Annotated in this window: 11 protein-coding genes; 10 read left to right on the top strand and 1 reads right to left on the bottom strand. The window is 50.9% G+C overall.

What is annotated here, in order from left to right; translation table 11 throughout:
- The first annotated feature begins 601 nt into the window (after positions 1-601).
- The 7 genes from HOK28_15130 (at position 602) to HOK28_15100 (ending at position 7,724) form a co-directional block, all read left to right on the top strand.
- Positions 602-2,077 carry a hypothetical protein gene (locus HOK28_15130; GenBank protein MBT6434430.1) on the top strand — a complete coding sequence of 492 codons (1,476 nt, stop codon included), beginning with the start codon at positions 602-604 and terminating at the stop codon, positions 2,075-2,077.
- A gap of 885 nt (positions 2,078-2,962) precedes the next feature.
- Positions 2,963-3,646, top strand: coding sequence for a ParA family protein (locus HOK28_15125; GenBank protein ID MBT6434429.1), 684 nt, complete (start codon positions 2,963-2,965; stop codon positions 3,644-3,646).
- Positions 3,618-3,956 carry a hypothetical protein gene (locus tag HOK28_15120; protein MBT6434428.1) on the top strand — a complete coding sequence of 113 codons (339 nt, stop codon included), beginning with the start codon at positions 3,618-3,620 and terminating at the stop codon, positions 3,954-3,956. The genes HOK28_15125 and HOK28_15120 overlap by 29 nt, the downstream gene beginning before the upstream one ends.
- A 110-nt stretch (positions 3,957-4,066) precedes the next feature.
- Positions 4,067-5,983: a protein kinase gene (locus HOK28_15115; GenBank protein MBT6434427.1), complete on the top strand. Its 1,917-nt coding sequence runs from the start codon at positions 4,067-4,069 to the stop codon at positions 5,981-5,983.
- Between the two features lie 39 nt (positions 5,984-6,022).
- A complete protein-coding gene (locus HOK28_15110) occupies positions 6,023-6,310 on the top strand; it encodes an FHA domain-containing protein (protein MBT6434426.1) in 288 nt (95 codons plus the stop codon).
- Positions 6,303-7,064: a hypothetical protein gene (locus HOK28_15105; protein MBT6434425.1), complete on the top strand. Its 762-nt coding sequence runs from the start codon at positions 6,303-6,305 to the stop codon at positions 7,062-7,064. The genes HOK28_15110 and HOK28_15105 overlap by 8 nt, the downstream gene beginning before the upstream one ends.
- Before the next feature lie 18 nt (positions 7,065-7,082).
- Positions 7,083-7,724, top strand: coding sequence for a hypothetical protein (locus HOK28_15100; protein MBT6434424.1), 642 nt, complete (start codon positions 7,083-7,085; stop codon positions 7,722-7,724).
- A gap of 14 nt (positions 7,725-7,738) precedes the next feature.
- Here the strand turns inward: HOK28_15100 and HOK28_15095 are convergent, their stop codons facing one another.
- The gene (locus HOK28_15095) at positions 7,739-10,396 is read right to left on the bottom strand and encodes a hypothetical protein (GenBank protein MBT6434423.1); all 2,658 of its coding nucleotides are present in this window, start codon (positions 10,394-10,396) and stop codon (positions 7,739-7,741) included.
- Positions 10,397-10,733: 337 nt separating this feature from the next.
- On the opposite strand from HOK28_15095, the gene HOK28_15090 reads away from it, so the two are divergent.
- From HOK28_15090 to HOK28_15080, 3 genes are all read left to right on the top strand, one after another.
- Positions 10,734-13,274 carry a hypothetical protein gene (locus HOK28_15090; protein ID MBT6434422.1) on the top strand — a complete coding sequence of 847 codons (2,541 nt, stop codon included), beginning with the start codon at positions 10,734-10,736 and terminating at the stop codon, positions 13,272-13,274.
- Positions 13,275-13,290: 16 nt separating this feature from the next.
- Positions 13,291-17,607, top strand: a complete 4,317-nt coding sequence (locus tag HOK28_15085) for a hypothetical protein (GenBank protein MBT6434421.1) — start codon at positions 13,291-13,293, stop codon at positions 17,605-17,607.
- 150 nt (positions 17,608-17,757) lie between these two features.
- A partial coding sequence (locus HOK28_15080; protein MBT6434420.1) for a hydroxymethylglutaryl-CoA synthase family protein occupies positions 17,758-18,432 on the top strand: 675 nt, incomplete at its 3' end.

The raw sequence follows: 18,432 nt of genomic DNA, 5'->3' as shown, positions 1-18,432 counted from the left end.
TGGATCTTGTCTGAGCTGAGAAACATATGGGACAAATAAGGCAGAGGGGGGTGAGTCTCCAGAGGTTTCAACTGCGTGAATTCCGAAATCTCTATTCTCATTCCAATATATTCGGCGACAGCCGCTCATTGAGTAGTTCTGGGTCAATTTTGCGTAATTGAGTCCAAATCACGACTATTCTAGCGCGGAAGTCTATGAAAACGCGATTTTTCGTCGCTAAACGCTTTGACGCCTTTTTACGAAGGCCGAAAAACACGAGGTATGGTTGTGTCTACCGTGAGTCAAATGAGGTCAATCCTTGAGGGCAACCAGGTACCCTTTCAACTAAGGCACTGTAATTACACGTGTTTTAGGCAAAGGTCTTCTCAGGCAACGTATGACTATCTGAGTAAGACTAGGTCACTGACTGAGTCACACTGGAGTAACCATTGAGGTACTTAAGGTCATTCACTGAGGGCAACCAGGTACCTGAAGCATACCTAAGCTCACGAAATCATAAGACTTTTGGGAGTCTAAATGTTCTTAAATGATCTAAATATTCCTAAACTCACCGCCCTCACGGGCTCAGGCAAGAGAGAGAATTTCTACCGAAAGGAACACCATGGCAGCAGCTAAGCAGAAAACTACTGAAGAAGACTTTGAGTTGATCCAGAATGTTGAAGGCGTGGCTTTTGATGAGATGAACCTGGTTGAAATTCCGTTTTCATTACTGACGGACGCAAAAGAAGCCCGTTCCAAGCCAGTTATCGAAGTTCCACTCACACCCGATGGTTCTGAAGCCTTGGTCTCAAATGCTCGGAGTTCGTTGCCGACCGCTTTAGCCGAACGGGTCGTACTTGGTTTGTTGTGGCTTACCCAGCAACAGAATGGATTTAAGACCCACGTGGTCAGGTTTCCACTTCGTATTTTGGTTGAACAATACATGTACCCAGGCCGTTTCAGTAAAAACCGCGCCAGTGGTGCCTTCATGAAACGGGTTGAAGAAGAGATTAACCGAGTGGCTGACACAAGAATCCATTCCAAGCGCTGGTATGACAAAAAGTTGCAACGGACGACTCAGATGAATGCGGCAATCATTGATTACCTGCAAGTGATTCACGAAGGCGGCCGTAACAGTGCGCGGGTGGTTGAGCTTCGCTGGGGTGATCAGCTCTTTAACAGCGTAAGGGCTAAATATACCAAGGCCTTAGATGTTCGAACTCTTTTGAAAATTCAAAGGCCGCTAGACCTCAGATTTTACCGTTGGTTGGACAGACAACTGGCGACTAAGCGGGTTCAAAATGTAGAATCTTGCCAAAACTTCGCGAGGTATAAACTCCTGATGCGAGGACAAAAAATCGATCGTGGGGGGCGTACGGCCTCAAGCTATATCGTCGGTAAGTTGAGAGAATCGTTGAATAAACTTAACGATATCGGTTTTGGTGTGAGAATGACAGTTCAACAAGACCAATCTGATTACCGTTTGGTTTTTGAAAAGCTGAACGGGAACGCAAACGAAGCGGTGTCCATTGATGAGACGGCTGAAATCGTTCGCGAGTTTCAGCGCCAAGCTCATGACCTGCCTAAGAACTCCAAGCCCCGTAAGATACCTGAGAGCGACCGTGAGGAGGCTTCTCGATGGCTTAAGGATTACGAGAAGGAGTTGGCCATTTGGCTTGTTAAGAGGTGCGTAAAACTCCACAAGAAGAGCCGACAAGGCGAACAGACACTGTTTAGATTTAAAGCTCTTTCATTTTACGAAGCCAAGGCGCTTGCCGATTGGGAACGAGAGCAAGAAAAGAAGCTCAAGAAGAACGGGGAAGCCGGCCAAAGTGGCGCCGCAAACGTGGAAGAGGCTTGGGAAGCTTACCGTTTTGAGCAGGTTACAAAGGTAAGAGAAGGCATGAAGGCCAAAAAACTCGAGAAGCTCGAAGCCGACGCTGCGAAGGAAGTTGAAGAAGAAATTCTTAAGGCGCAATTCAAGGCGCCGAAAAGTGCGATGAAGGCGATTATTCAAACTCGAGTTGAAGAGAAATTGATGGCTTCAGCGGGGGCTTTAGACGAAGAGAATTTTTATCGCCAGTGGAAAGCTGAGTAACCGCCCTACCCTTTCCGTCTCCCCTTTCTTCATTTTCAGATATCGCATTTCGGAAATAGGTTATCGTTTTTCGGAAATATGTTTTTAGCCGGTAGGCCGCGGTTCATTGGCTGACTTCGCGCCCGCATTTCAATGACCAGCTCTCGCGATTTTGGAAGCTTTCATGTCTCCTTGTTTTGTCGGACTGATTTTTTCGGAAATCCGAAAAGAATGTAGAGCCCGTTCTGATAGGCCCTGCCGTTGCGCGACCTTCCCCACCACGTGTCGACGGGCGTAGCTGATGAGAAGGTAAGGCCTTCTTGGTACGGCCTTTTGTGGGAATTCGGATTTCGGAAATGGTGGGATGTGGCCCGGGCGTTGTTGATGGCGCCTGGCTGCTAATTGCTATTTCTGTTTTCCGAAATAAGAATTAGATAATCGGATATAGTAATTCAGATTAATGAATACGGTTCTCGGATAAGAGATATCCTATTTCCTATTGTCGATATCTTATTTCGGAAATCGGATTCATGTTATCCGGTATGTGATTTCTTATTACTTATTTCCGAAATCAGAACTAAGAAATCCTGATCGTCATCTAGGTAAGTGTCATGGTTTTCGTACGCCGACCGAGAGGTTTTTCGGGTAAGTTGCGAAATAGTTTATTCGGCGCCGGACAAGAGGGGCAAAGCTGTCGGGGGCTCATGGTTCTACTCAATTAAGAGAATCACCAGGAAGTTGTCTTAAATAGTATTTCGGAAATCGTGAATATTATTTCGCATATTTTTTGGTGTTTTCCGAAATCTGATTTAAGACTTCTCTTATCCGACATCGGAAAGCAGAATTCGAATTTCAGAAAACTGCAGGATGCGACGAGCGACCATCCAAGGACTAAGAGGTGTGAGTGTGAAACGGATCATATCAGTAATTCAGCAAAAGGGTGGGGTGGGTAAAACAACACTCACCGTGCATTTGGCACATCAACTCCGACTACAGAACCCAGAGATGCGTGTGGCCATTGCAGATGCAGATCCACAACAGTCTGCTAGTAAGTGGGTAAAGCGCGGAAAGCTTGCCGGTGCTTGTGACATCGACGCTTATACTGTTGCCGCCGATGGCGAGGGCAAGTACCTGCGTAAGGAACTTCAGGCCATTGATGCGGATTTAGTCTTAGTCGATCTGCCACCAGCTATCGAATCTGTTTCGTTGCGTGCAGCACTTTACGCTCATTTGATGTTGGTCCCAGTTGGCGCCAGCGCTCTCGATATTGAAGCAGCGAAGGCGGCCATTGATGTTTGTGAAGAAGCATTGGGCCTAGATGGGGCTAAGCAATTTCTTATTGTTCCATCAAAGGTTCGCTCAAGCACTGCAGCAGGACGCGAACTTCGCTCTGTCTTATCCCAGTGGGGACAAGTTTCAGAGACAACCCTGGGTTTACGCGTCGCCTATTCAGATGCGGCTACAACAGGGGAGGGCATTTGCACTTATGCCCCGAGCAGTCCTGCACACATGGAAATGCAAAATCTAGCAATCGAAGTAACACAGATATTGGGAGGCAATCATGGCGAACAAGCGGCGCTCGCTGGCTGAGCTTTTAAAGCAAGACGAAGTTGATGTGGTCACTCCAGCTCCAGTATTGGAGGCGGTGGCACCACCTAAACCCAAAGCTGCTCCGGCAGTGATCAAACCACAAGTTGTGGAGGCTAAACCAGCAATTCAGAATGAGGAAAAGCGATTTCCGAAATCTGATTTCATAAAAATGTCGGTTACGGTTCCACCAGAAATGTTTGAACAATTACAAGACCTTTCACGATTTCGTCGGCGCGCTAAAGAGCCCTACACCATGAGTGACCTGGTCCGTGATGCCCTGGCGGGTTGGCTACCAGAACAAGATAAATAAATCTGTCGCAAAGCCTAAAGCGATGGGTTTCTATTGACCCGCTGCCCTAGGATTCATAAAAGTCACTGGAATTTCAATGGGTTCCCGGACCTTTATCGGAGATGAGCACCATGGCTCAGGCAGAAGGTTCCACCTTCGGAAAATATATCCTTCTTAAGCGATTGGCCATCGGCGGGATGGGTGAGATTTATCTCGCCAAGCTGACCGGACCTGAAGGCTTTGAGAAGATGCTTGTCATCAAGCGCATGCTGTCTCACCACACCGAGAACCAACGTTATGTCGATATGTTCTTTGCAGAGGCGCGCGTTGCTGCGCAGCTGAATCACTCTAGCATTGTTCAAATCTACGACATGGGACAAATAGACGATGTCTATTACATCGCCATGGAATACGTTCACGGTAAAAGTCTCAAAGAAGTTATTGATCACGCAAGAGCTATCGAATCCTTGATTCCGGCGCCTCTTGTGGTCGAAACCATAAGCCGGCTTTGCGATGCTTTAGGCTATGCGCATGAAGCAAAGGATATGGTTGGAGATTCGCTGGGCATCGTCCATCGCGATATCAACCCATACAATTTTTTAATATCCTATTCGGGTGAATCGAAGGTTATCGATTTTGGAATTGCCAAGAGCGAGATGGCCACTCACAAGACTGAAACAGGCACCATCAAAGGTAAGTTTGTTTACATGTCGCCGGAACAAAGTGCAGCGCTTGAGCTAGATGCACGAAGTGATATTTTCTCAATAGGAATCTGTCTCTACGAAGCTCTCACATATCGAAATCCATTCGCGAAGGGTAACGCTGTATTGTCTCTAGATGCCATTCAGCGGCAAGATCCACCACCTTTAGCTGAATTCAAGGAAGAGTATGAAGTCTTCCAAGATATCGTCGACCGTGCTTTGGCGAAAAATCCGGACGACCGTTTTTCCTCATGCCGTGAGTTTGGTGATGCGTTGAGAGCACTCTTGGACGACGGCATACTTGAGCGTCATCCGATAAGTCTTCAAGACTATATGAACGAAGTTTTCCGTGACCAGATTATCGAAGAGAAGCGTATGATTCTCGAGACCGATTCTGCGACAACTCGCGAGCTTGAGCGTATGCGCCAAGAAGAAGAGAACAATCGCGGTCTTGGCCTCGAAGCAACCGTTGCCGAAAGCGATGCTCATTTGCTTTTAAAGAAAGTTGCCGCTGCCAGTGATGTGGTGGGGCTTGAGGATACCGGTATTTTAACCGAACCGATGTTCCGCTCGGAAGCAGAGAAAACAATTATGGAGAACTCGGGCGGCAATAAAGCCGGTCGAGCAGGGGACGCCACTGAGTACGAACATCAGTTGTCGCAATCTTCCAAGCCGGGAAATATGCTGATTGGTTTTTGTCTTCTAATTGTTCTTGCCGCTCTTGCTTGGATGGTTATGAATTCCAGTCAGCAAGAGGCTCCGTTGCCCAAATTGACCATCGCGCCTGTGGTAGAACCTCCTGCGGAAGCGGTTACACCCACGCCTGAGCCCGTCGCTAAGCCTGCAAGAGTTGAGACGCCAAAACCTGTCGCTCAAGCTAAAGCCGCACCTGTAGCAGAGAATAAAAAGCCTGTTGTCGCTGCGAGAGAACCGCAAGTGAAGGCTGACCGCACTCCAAAACCTCGACCAAAGCCTAAGCTTAAGGCTATGCCAGGCTTTGGGAATCTACAGATTTCCACGATACCGCCCGTACCTATCCAGCTTAATGGTCGGAAAGTCGGCCAAACATTCAAATTGAAGAATATGAAGGGAACGCTTACCTTCGGCAGTGGTGATGACCCTCAATCGAATCCATTTAAGGTGACGATGCGCTACCGAGTCAACGATGGTGAGATTTCTTATTCGGTGAATTCAGAGCCGTGGGCGATTGTACGCGGAGCACAGGGTATTGGCTTGGGGCGGACGCCACTGGACTACCAAGAACCCACCAAGCGAGCAGTTTTTGAGCTACTAAACCCTAAAAAGGGTTTGCACCAGCGCATTACTCTGCGATTTATTTCTCCTTAACGAGTTTATTTAGGGTGCCCTAAGGCAGTGGAAGAAGTTATGGCTAACCGACTGGTGATCAATTCTGCACAGGCTGAGGACGTTGTTTTTCCTCTCATTGTCGATGAAGTTTTAATCGGGCGGCTGAATTCAGTGGATTTGATAATAGACGAGGTTGCGGTTTCTCGGGTTCATGCGAAAATTGTGAGAGAGAGCAACCTTTGCGTGGTGATGGATTTACGCAGTAAAACCGGTACTCGGGTAAACGGGAAGCAGATAGAGCGTCACGAGCTTAGAGACGGCGATGTGATTGACATTGGAAAGACGAGTTTAAAATACTGTGAATAGAACTTCTATCATTCAAACGGCTCTTGGAATGTTGTTGATTCTGAGTAGTGGAGTGGCGCTCGCTGATGAGGCTCCACCGCAAATTGTTCACGAACCTTGTGAGACTTTTCAAAAAGGCGTTGCCTATGAAGTAGTGGCTCGCTTTTATGATGAATCGCCGATTTTCGACCCTAAAGTGGTGTTTCGCAAAGGTAAGGGTAAGTGGCAAAACCGTCCCTTCAAAAGACAAGGCGATAACAACAATTTCGTAGCGGTCATTCCCGCACGATTCCTCAAAAAAGGCAGCATTGAGTATTTCATTGAAGCCTTTGATGAGAACGGAAACGGGCCCGCTCGATATGGCTCCACCGATGCACCAGTTCTATTGAATCGGTCCGCTGAGGCTTCCACTTGTCAGCAAGTTCCAGATTCATCACCGGTCAATTTCTATACGGGTGACGGCTCGCAGCTTCCCGATGCGCCCAAGGTCGAACACGATACAGCTCCTGCTTCTGTTCCTACAGTGCAGCCTCCTATGTCGGATGCTCAAAAAGCACTGACCACGCCGGTGGTGGACCAAGGCACAGGCTCCTGTGAAATGGCGAATGCACCATTTTATTGCTCACCCTGGTTTTGGGCGGCTACCACAGCTTTGGTAGCTGGTGGCGGGTTGGCCACTTATTTTCTTACAGCTGGTGGCGGCGAGGCTGTCGAAACAGGGGCCACGATTAATCTGGTAATTACGTCGGCACCCAATCCAACCGGTGTTAACTGACGCTAGGAGCAAACAGGTATGCGCAAGATTCAAATCGCACTTTTGACCGTGATGCTCTCAGGCTGTGCCGCAGAGCAAGAAGTTTCATCGGTATCGTTTGAGTTCCCATTTCACGAGGCAATCACTTCGTGTAATTGGCCGAACCTAGAGGGCCTGAAGGCAACGCTCTTCGTTAGCGGGCACTTAGATAAACCTTGTGAGCTGGTCGTTGGGTCAACCTATACGGCTGAGGGCATTTGCTCAGGTATTGCAAAAGGCAGTGAGCGTTACTTGCTCCTGGCTTACCATATGCCGGCTAATTCAACGACGAATGCTCCGGCAGCGGATATCGGATACATGGTGAGTTATGTAGACTTGTCGAGTGGAGCAGTAGCGCCGGGTGCCACCAATGTGGAGCATCAATTAATCGATAATGGCGTCACTGCTGAACTGATTAACACCACCGACGGTGTCACGGAGCTTCCACTCGAAGGCGTTAACGTGGTCGGTGATGACCCGCTAGAACGCGCGAAGGCTTGGTCTAAAAGTCTTATTCTCGAGCGCCAAAATAGCTCAACGCCACTTGATATAGATAACGATGACTGTCCGAATCTGCATGAGGTTTGCTTGGGGACTTACGCTGATCTCGACGTAACCGATGCTGAGACTTGTGGTCTTTAAGGTTCCTTAAAGATTTACTCAGTGCAATCTGTTTGAGTTTCTAACCATTCATTCACAAGTTCAATGGCGAGTGGGTCTGCATAGCTGGTACCGAGCTGAGGCATCGGCATCGGGGCTCTTAGAATCATCCGCTGATACAACATCGAGTCCGTAAGAACGTTGGGGTCAACCTGATCACAGATGCCGCTGTCCTCGATTGGCGTACCGTAACGCATGTCGCCGCAAGTGCTTGGGTGCTCGTAGTGGCAGTGAGCACAGTTAACGTGGAGGTATGCTCTGAAACGAGAATCCAGAGATTCGGTCGTATCGGTGGCTGAAGGATTCCAGGGTAGCCTGGATGCCTGTGTTTCGGGAGACTCGGCGAGCATGCCCGCTTCCATCCATGCTTCGAGCTGGTTTCGAACTACACCTTTGTAATCAAAAGCGCGGTTGAGCTGTGCGGTTTCGAGACCCAGGGTCGAGTCGTCAGGGTTGGTGCCATGGCATTGATAGCATTGGCTACGACTTGGGTAGATATGCAGGTGTGAGGTTTCCTGAGCGGCTTGCGCGTCGTAGACGGTCCATTGCTCGGTCTCAGCAATATCGTCTCTTAGAAAGCCTTCTGTGCCCTCTGGGTTCCATTTATAACTCGCGACGGTCCATTCTGCGCTTTGATTGCGAACCATAAACCGCGTTTCCACGGGTATAACTGGCGATGTTGGGTCGTTTACAATGCTGTGGATGGTGAATTCTTTAATAATAATCGTGCCTACTGGGAAGTTCCAGCCGTCGAGATCTGTGTATGTGGCCGACTCGTTTTCAGGGATGATAATGAGCCTTCGCTTCAGGGCCGTGTCGCTGAATAAGTTAGCATTGACGTCATAGGGGACGGCGTGTTCGACGACGACCCGATTTACCAGATCCTCGTAGCAGCCTGTGTCGGTTAGTGTTTGTGGAAAGCCGGAAGTTGGGTCGTCCACATCTCCTAAAAAGGATCCACATAGATTTGCCGTGGCAGGTCGAATGATGGCTTGTTCGGGAACACTCTCTTGTTTCTCATAAACTGTCAGAGCCGGGCCTGCGATGGCAATAACCGTCGGGTGAGCGTCGTTGTATTCAAGCCCGAGAGCATCACCCGTTAGGCGACTCAAGCTTGTGTGGCTCCAGGAGTTTTCCCAATGGGCGAGGTAGGTACGTTGTGTGGCTGCACCATAGGTACGCGGCGTATAGTCGCTAAAAAGAACCGCAAGGGTGCCAGTGTCACTGAGGGTACCGTCTAAGATTTTCGCTTCTCCAAGGTCTAGGCGCATGTTGAGTTGACCTTTGCCCGGTTTAGACCAAGCACCGCCGATTAAAATGCGAGCAGTAAGCTTTCCATCTTGAACAAACAAAGCGGCGCCACCCAAAGAGTTTGCCATCAGTAAGGCGTCATCGAGGCGGGTTACGTGTGAGGCAACGATGGCCTCGTCGGGGGCTGTAAACGAGCTGCCATCCCACTGACTGATCCAGACTGTCTCTCCCGAGTGGCCGAGGATGGTGAGTTTGTCAGCAATCATTGCAACCGCGGGAGACCCGTTGGGGCAATCGATAGAAGGGTGGGGTCCGTCGCCCAGAATGGACCAGCTAGAACCGTCATGAACGGCCACGCGGATTGCAGTACAATCGGTACCAGCATCGGCTACGACGTAGAGAACGCCTTCTGACGTAATGGTCGCGGCCGGGTCTACGCTGACTCCTTGGAAGACACCAGCTGGGTTAAGCTCCAACCACTGCGCGCCATTCCAGCGTCTCACTTCTACGCCTGTGCTTGAGCGCCATGTCGCCACCATATCGTCGGACTGTTGACCGAAGAACGTGACCCGATCAGACTCAATGGATGTGATCTCAATTGACTCAGTCAGGTCGGTCCAAGCACCGTCGACCTGAGATTGCACATGAAAGTTGCTTGAGTTTGGCCCGGTTGATGAGATGAATGACGTGAGCAGCGTCCCGTCCGCAAGCCGTGAGAGTCGTGCGTTAGAGACCGAGGCGTCTGCGCTCACGCTTATGTGAGAACCTGTTTGGCGCCAGGTAGGAATGCTCCACTCCCATGAATTTGTTGCGATTGTATTTCCTGCGGGATCCGCAAGCCCTTCATTCAGAGTCAGCGTAATGGTGTCGGGGATAAGAATCGGGGTGTCGGGAATAAGCGTGATGCTTCCACGACCCGGAGAGAGTTGAACCAATAGGTTGATGGTTCCAGTGTTCACGCCGGACATCTGGAAAGAGGTTGGTGTGAGGCTTGCTGGATCAATGCTTTCGGAGAACGTGAGTTCAACCGGATCATTGATCTCAATGTCAGATCCGGGCTCGGGGCTTACGGTGCTGATTTCTGGTTTGGTCCGGTCAACTTGAACCAGGACAGTTTCGCTTTCGAGTTGTTGGTCGCCAAAAAACCCACGTGCTCCAATCGCGTAGACACCTTCTGCCACTGAGCTGCTGTCCCAATTGACCTGATAGAGCGTATTGAGGTCGGCTAAGCTCGCGCCGTCAATGAGGACCTCGACTCGGTCTGCTTCACCACCGGTCACCGCAACTTGAATAGGTAAAATTCCATTGGTCACCGTATCGCTGCTGGGGCGAACAAGTTTAATTTCGATATCATCCAGAGCTGAACCACCGCCGCAGCCCCACAAAACGGTTAGTGCTGTCAAAAAACAAAGCCTTCTCACGAAATTCTCCTCGAAACGCCTGCTGGCGAATGTAAGCCCTCTAAACCTTATACGCGGCGTACTGATATTGGCTAGCTTTGTGCGTGCTCAGTCGCAGATATGGTCAATTTTATCATGGATTTAACGTCTTTAACGACAATTTGGTCTTTTGGTCGGAGTCTCGTGCAGTGTAAGCTAACTTTACGGGCAATCTGCAGTTGAACTGCTAGACTCCCCTGACGGAAACCTTATAGGAGGCGACCGGGCTCTTGTTGTTTGATGCCGCTCACGAGGGGTGGGCGGTGTATTGTCCGAGTCACATGAAATCGAGATGAGACTAATGATTCGATATCAACGATACCAACGCCTTTGCGTTGGCTTTTTTTCTATTTTGGCTCTCAGTATTCTAAGTGGGTGTAACTCCGCGGGTGGTGATTGCTCCGAACTCTATGGATGCTCTGAAGGCTCTATCTGTTTCAACGGAACTTGTGAAAAGATTTGCAATGGTGATTCTGATTGTGAAGATGGCGACCGCTGCCGGTCGGGGATTTGTGTGAATCCTGAAGCCGCAACCGAAACATGCGGCAACGGTCTTCTTGATGCCGGTGAAGAATGTGACGATGCAAATGTTGATAATACCGATAGCTGCTTAAACACATGCGTTGATGCAACATGTGGTGATGGCTTTATCAAGCAAAGCGAAGAAGAGTGCGACCTTGGAAGCGGACTGAACAAAGACGACGGTGTTTGTACTGCGACTTGTCAGCAAGCTGTATGTGGCGATGGTCTTGTTCAAGCAGATGTTGAAGTTTGCGACAATGGTTCTGATAACAGCGACGATTGGGCGGTAGCGACTCACTGCAACAGTACATGTGATGGCAACGGTCCTTACTGCGGCGACGGCGCGACGACCGATAATGAAACGTGTGATGGTGATTGTGTGGACGTCTGTAATGACGGTAACGTTTGTACCACGGATGTAATGGCAGGTAGTGCGGCAACTTGCGATGTTCAGTGCAGCGCAGAAGCTATTACGCAATGTCTTAACAATGATGGTTGTTGCGCCCCTGGTTGCAACAGCGTGACCGATACGGACTGCCCTGAGTCTCGCGCCTTCATAGGCCATGTTCGCCGTTTTGAAACCGGCGCCAGTTGCTTTGGCAGCGCGGTCAGTGAATGCATAAGCAACGATGGATGTTGCGGCGCAGGATGCACCACCGCAAACGACAATGATTGCGTAGACGTGTTTCAGTCTGGTGTCACGGTTCGTGTGACTGGCACAGACGAGAGCGGCGGTAGCTACGATTTTCAGTCTCCTGAGACAAGTGGGTCTGAAGGTGAGTATGAAGTCTTTGGCTATGTTGTCGACACCGGCGACTTGCAGGTTAAATTGAGCCCATCATCAAGTGCGACTTCTAACGATGCCATTGCAACGATTGCCGGTTATGCAAACCCGCAGCCCGCTCCAGAAGGTGTTGGCCCGTTTCAAGACAAACCCTTTGACCCCTTTTACGCGAGCTTTGGGTGGCTGGCGACGGTTGCCGAGGAATGCGGAGTGATTGATGTTGCCGGTGATGCTGCAGCGAATACGCTCTTTCTCACCAAGTCTAGCGTTGTAGGTCAACTGATTGACGTTAATGGTAACGGTGCAAGTGGGGTACCTGCTTACGGCATGGCTGTTTCGATGAACCGTCAAGGCAATAAGCTCAACAACCGAACGGGCGAAACGTGTTTTCTTGAGGTAGCTCCAAATGGCACGCTTCGGGGTACAACTGCTGCAACATCACGGCCTGGCGGTTATTTCGCACTCTTTGGATTGCGCGGTGTAAACGACTCAGGAAACGCGGATGCAACCATCAGCGTCGCTGATTATGTGCGCGGGGTTGTGTTTGCGCCGGTCACGGTAAGCTTGAGCGCTCGGCAAACGGGTATCGTGCGCATACACACCACTGAAGTGGTGAGTGCCGGCGGCGACCCAGTAGATTTCGAAAGTGAGATTTTACCCATTTTTGGACCCACGGGAGGTTTTGGTTGTTTTAGTTGTCACCGTGAGGGCGGCGCTCCGTTTAGTAACGAGCGTTGTAATACCGCAACAGGCGAATGCTTCAGACCCATTTGGCATCTTGACGATTGTACGGCTCACGGCGGACTGACCAGTGGCGGCAACGCTTGTTCAGATACTGACGAAGTGGATTTCGTCTACAACAACATCGTTGGACCAGGTACAGAGTGTGGCTCGGGTTGCGAAGACCGATACCTTAGTACTTACGAAGACGACCCAGACTTCCCGCGAGTTTGTGTCGATGAGCCAGACTGCTCGTTGCTACTCCAGCGGCCCAGCCAAAGTGAAGCATTTCACGGCGTTCAATTTGACACCTGGGACACAGTCGCTGACCAAGTTCGAAGCTGGATTGAGCAAGGCGCACCACGCTTTAGCAGAATCTACTTTGAAGCAGATGTTGGCCAGGCACAGGGAGGTGTCTTAAGCACCTTAGGTTGTGTGAACAGTTGTCACCAAGCAGCAGCAGGCAGTGAGGGCTCAAGTGCCATTCGAGCAGGGCAAGAGGCAATCTTCACTGGGACTGAGACCAATGTTTGGCTTCGGCTCACCGGGCGCGACAACGCTCAAAGCGCGATTCCAACCTGTGTGGATAAAGGCAGCGACAGCGCCGATATGCCATTTGTTTGTGCGGATGAGCCTATGCGTTCACCGCTCTTGAGGCGTATGTATGATGGCCACGAGAATGGTTCCATCGCGGATTTGGAAGATGATTTCCCTCCGCTGTCTGAAGCAGATGCAACGGGCTCTCGGTTCCCTCACCTGGTGAAAGTCTTGCGTTGGATTTCCGAAGGCGCTCCATATTCGGCTGATACACTATAACCTTGCAGGGACATCGATGAACTACGTGGCTCACATCGTCGTGATCTTAGGTTTCCTCTTGCTGCAAGGGTGTGAGGCTCTGCAACAACCTGTTTCCTGCAACTCTGATCTTGATTGCCCAAGCAATCAGGTTTGTTTGGCATCAGAGTGTCTGCCGAAGGCTTTCGCCGAATGCGGAGATGAAGATTCCGACGGTGTCTGCGATGATTATGATATTTGCGCTCAAGGCGATGACAGCAGCGATTTAGATTCAGACGGGAATCCAGATGAGTGTGATCCGTGCCCGTTTGACTATCCTAACGATAGCGACGGTGATGGTGTCTGTGAAAGCTCGGATGTGTGCGCCGGGGGTGATGATAATGCCGATGCCGATGCGGATGGCGTAGCTGACGCATGCGATGTTTGTGAGGGTTTTCCAGACGGAGCCGACGTTGATGGTGACGGTATCCCCGATGGCTGCGACCGCTGTCCACAGTCAACTTCTGGCGATTCTGATAGCGATGGTGTGTGTGATGATGAAGATGTCTGTCCCGGATTCGACGACACGATAGATACCGACTCCGATGGCGTGCCTGACAGCTGTGACCTGTGCCCGGACGAGTTTACGAACGATAGCGATGGCGATGGCGTATGCAATGGCAGTGACATTTGCGCCGGATTTCCTGACAGCGAAGATGCAGACAGCGATGGAATCCCAGACGGATGCGATGAGTGCCCACAAGACGCGGCCGGTGACTCCGATGGTGATACGGTTTGCGACAGCGACGATAAATGTCCTGGCCAAGATGACTTGATTGGCGGCGATAGCGACGGCGATACCGTGCCAGACCTTTGCGATACCTGCAGCAGCGGCAGTGACCTCCTAGACAGCGACGACGACGGTTACCCAGATGCCTGTGATAAATGTCCCTTCGACCCCTGGAACGACAGCGACCTCGATGATGTGTGCGACTCTGTCGATATCTGCCTCAATGGTGATGATAATCTCGATACCGACGGCGATGGCTTACCAAATGCGTGTGATGCATGCCCACTGGACTCCCCGGATGATCTAGATGGCGACGGTAATTGCGACTCTGATGATATTTGTTTTGGGGACGATGCCACCGGCGATAGCGACAACGATGGTACCTGCAACAGCGACGATGATGACGATGACAACGACAACTGTTTAGATATCAATGACCCTGCGCCTACTGTTTTCAGTGCTGACGGTGATGGTGATGGATCAGGTCTCGATTGCGATGCATGTGTAGGTCAAAATAGCACGGGTGATACCGATTCCGACGGTACTTGCAATGACCAAGATGGCGATGACGATAACGATGGCTGCGCCGATGGTGATGACTCTGCACCGCTTGTCTTTAGCCTGGACAGCGATTCTGATGGAGATGCCAACGATTGTGATATCTGCCCACTGGCCAACCCCAACGACAGCGATAACGATGGGATTTGTGAGAACGAGGATGTTTGCGCTGGTCAGGATTCTTCTGGTGATACTGATAATGACGGCACCTGTAACAACCTCGATTTAGATGACGACAACGATGGCTGCCCAGATAGTATTGATGCTGCCTCGCAGCTTGCCAGCAGTGATACCGATGGTGATGGCATTGCTGAAGATTGCGACGACTGCTTAGGCGACGACCTTTCAGGCGACAACGACAACGATGATTTTTGCAATGATGTCGATGACGATGACGACAACGATGGTTGCAACGATGATGAGGATTTAAATCCGCTAACAGCCAGCAGTGATACCGATGGCGACGGTATTTCTGAGGATTGTGATTTGTGTGTGGGCCAGGATGACACCGGTGACAGCGACAACGATGGCACCTGCAACAATCTTGATAACGACGATGACAACGACAACTGCGTTGATGCGCTCGATCCCAATCCGCTTATCTTCCAAGGTGACTCCGATAACGACGGGACGCCCGATGACTGCGATAATGGATTTACGGTTTTTGCAGAGGACTTTGAAACGGGTGCTACTGCATGGACCACAACGAGCTCTCAGAACGATGAGCCGATGGTCTGGGCAGCATCTAATGAGCGTACCTATAATGGCAGCACCTCTTGGCGCTTGTCTTACCCTGCGAATTCGGCTGAAGACCTGATGCAGAGTGGTACAGCACAGTTTCAGCGCAGTGCGGTGACTCTTCCTGCGGTGAACTCGAATCAAAAATTGACACTTGTTTACCGTCAATTCTTCGATTTCGACCGAGAAGATACGAGCACATGTTTTCCGACGAGCAACAATATCCCTGCGAACACCAATGGGGATGGCGGGGTGGTGACACTCACGTCGGTTGGCAACCAAGAGATCTTGTCGCCCGCACGCGGTTATTCGGAGCAGCTGGTCGATATTTTTTCGGTGACAGGTAACGGCAATATCTGCCAAGACCATCCTGACACATCTATGTTTGGAAGCCGGTCCAAAGGCTTTGCCAATGGAAGTTTTGACTTGGTAACGCTGGACGTCAGCGCCTATGCGGGTCAGAGCATTCAGGTCGGGCTTAAAGGGATCTGGGATTGCGGCAATTGTTTTTGGTCAACGGATGAGGACGCCGAAGGCTGGTACATCGATGACATGGAGCTGGTTAGAACCACCTGCGGCAACAATGTTGTAGAGCTCGGTGAAGCTTGTGACGATGGCAACACCCAAAACGGTGATGGATGCTCTTCGGATTGTAAGAAGCGACCCGTGCTTCCTTGGCTGGGCAGCGACTCCGGCACATTGGTGAGTGATAAGCTTTGCCCGTCGGGAAGCCTCGGGGTTGGCTTTGCTGCCGGCTACAATGGGAACCAGCTTGAAGATGCGTGTTTGATTTGCCGTGCGGTCGGAGATAGCGGTCTTGGAGCCACAATCTATGCCGCCACGACTGGGAACCAGTGCCAAATTGCGAATGAGGTCCGCTGTGATGTAGAGGTCGATGGTACCGCGCTGGACTCCGTCGCTGTTTCAGCCACCGTTTGGTTTAACGACAATCAGCGCGTGGCCGGCTTGGCGCTTGGGTGCCAAAGCTTGGCAGCAGTTGGAACCGACTGGGGGACACACTCAGAGGTGGGCGGTCCCAAGCCAGGTGCGACTTCTTCTCTTCAAGATCAATGCGATAGCGATCAAGCCTTAGGTGGCTTTTCGGCCAGCTTAGATGGGTCTGCGCTTACTGGTTTTCAATTTACCTGTACCGGCGCCTGTTCAGAAGATGACGAAGCCGATGAATGCGGTGTGTGTGGCGGCAGCGGGGCTCCCACTTGGTATCAAGATGTCGATGGGGATGGCCTGGGCGTTTCGGGCACAACCTTAACTGCCTGCACTCAGCCCGGCGGTTATGCCGCGGTTGACGGTGATCCTCAGCCAAACTGCACGACCAATGATGAAGATGTTTGCGGCGTGTGTGCGGGGCCTGGCTTACTCACTTGGTACCGAGACATTGATAGCGACGGTTTGGGCGATCCGGCTGATTCCACCATGGCCTGTACTGCTTCCTTAGGTTACGTGAGCAACAGCTCTGATCCCGAGCCAAACTGTGTGAGCAATGACACCGATGTTTGCGGTGTATGCGGTGGGGCTGGTTTACTCACTTGGTACCGAGATCTCGACAGCGATGGTTTGGGCGATGTCGGAGATACCACAGCAGCTTGCACTGAGCCTCTAGGTTATGTGAGCAACAGCTCTGATTCAGAACCGAATTGCGCGAGCAATGATACGGATGCTTGCGGTGTATGTGCTGGTTCTGGACCTACCACATGGTACGCAGATGCAGATGGAGATGGTGCAGGAGATTCTGGGTCAACCACTGCAGCGTGTAGTCAACCTACGGGTTATGTGGCCAATGATTCCGATCCATGCCCGGCGGATAATCCAGACGACATCGACGGAGATGGAATTTGCAACAGCGATGACCCCGACCAAGATGGTGATGGCTGTGCCGATGTTTTTGATCCGGCGCCAACGGTTGCGGCGGCGGCTTATGATTACGAGACACATATCGAGCCAGTGTTAACGAATGCGCCTTATTCCTGCACGGGTTGTCATAGCAGCGATGCTTCTTGGAGCGGCTATATCAATTTAAGTATTGGCAGTGGTTATGACGAATTGATGGGTGGCGGCTCTCAAGATAATTCGGTTTGTGCCGGTACGAGCTACTCGGAGCGAGTCTCACCCGGTAACCCCGCGGATAGCTTTTTCTACCGCAAGGTGGCCGGTACGCATGATTGCGGTGACCAGATGCCTCAGGGATGCAGCGATGGGGTCGATTGCGTAAGCGATGACGACTTGGCATTGATTTACATGTGGATCTGCCAGGGCGCGCTGGAAAACTAAGTAATCTTAGCCAAATTTAGCCCATGAATAATTATTATTTACGAATTAATGACCATTAAAGTTCAGCGAGACCTCGACTTTTAGAATTATCGTCCCTAGCTTGTGACGCGGGGTGTTAACCTGGAGGTTCGTGTGAGCAAGCGTTATGGATTGAATATTGGTGTAAGCGGAATCGGTGTTTATGTGCCGCCGCTACGGGTCAATTTGGAATCTTGGTGTGAGTGGACCGGTGCAAGTTGGCCAAAGACGAAGGCCGTGGTTGGCAAGAGCTTCCGCATGCCGGAGACGTCCGAGAGTATTTACACCATGGCGGCTACCGCTGTGCTCCGACTGATTCTCGATAACGACATAGACCCCGCCCAAATTGGCTTTCTCGGCTTTGGAACGGAGTCGAGCACCGATAACGCCATTGGAACCCCCATCATCAAGGGCATGGTGAACCAAGCGCTTCGTGAGCTCGGTAAACCTGAGCTTGCTCGCCAATGTGAAGTACCAGAATTCAAGCAGGCATGTCTCGGCGGTATTTACGCTTTGAAAGCAGCCCTTCGCTGGACAGCTCTAGACGGTCGAGGTCGCCAAGCCATTGTGGTGAGTGCAGACACGGCTGAGTATGCTCGTGGAAGCTCTGGTGAACCCACTCAAGGTGCGGGTGCCGTAGCGATGTGGGTGGAAGAGAATCCCAAGCTATTTGAGGTGGACCTCCTCAATGCGGGTAGCGCGTCAGACTACCGCGGCGTGGATTTTCGAAAACCGTTTCAGCGACACTTTATGGATTCCTATACGGAGTCGACGCAGCGCTTGCATGACTTCCCTGTGTTCAGCGGA

Source organism: Deltaproteobacteria bacterium (assembly GCA_018668695.1).
Classification (GTDB): Bacteria; Myxococcota; XYA12-FULL-58-9; order XYA12-FULL-58-9; family JABJBS01; genus JABJBS01.
The sequence above is the reverse complement of the archived record's forward strand: the minus strand, read 5'-3'. Positions and strand labels throughout refer to the sequence as shown.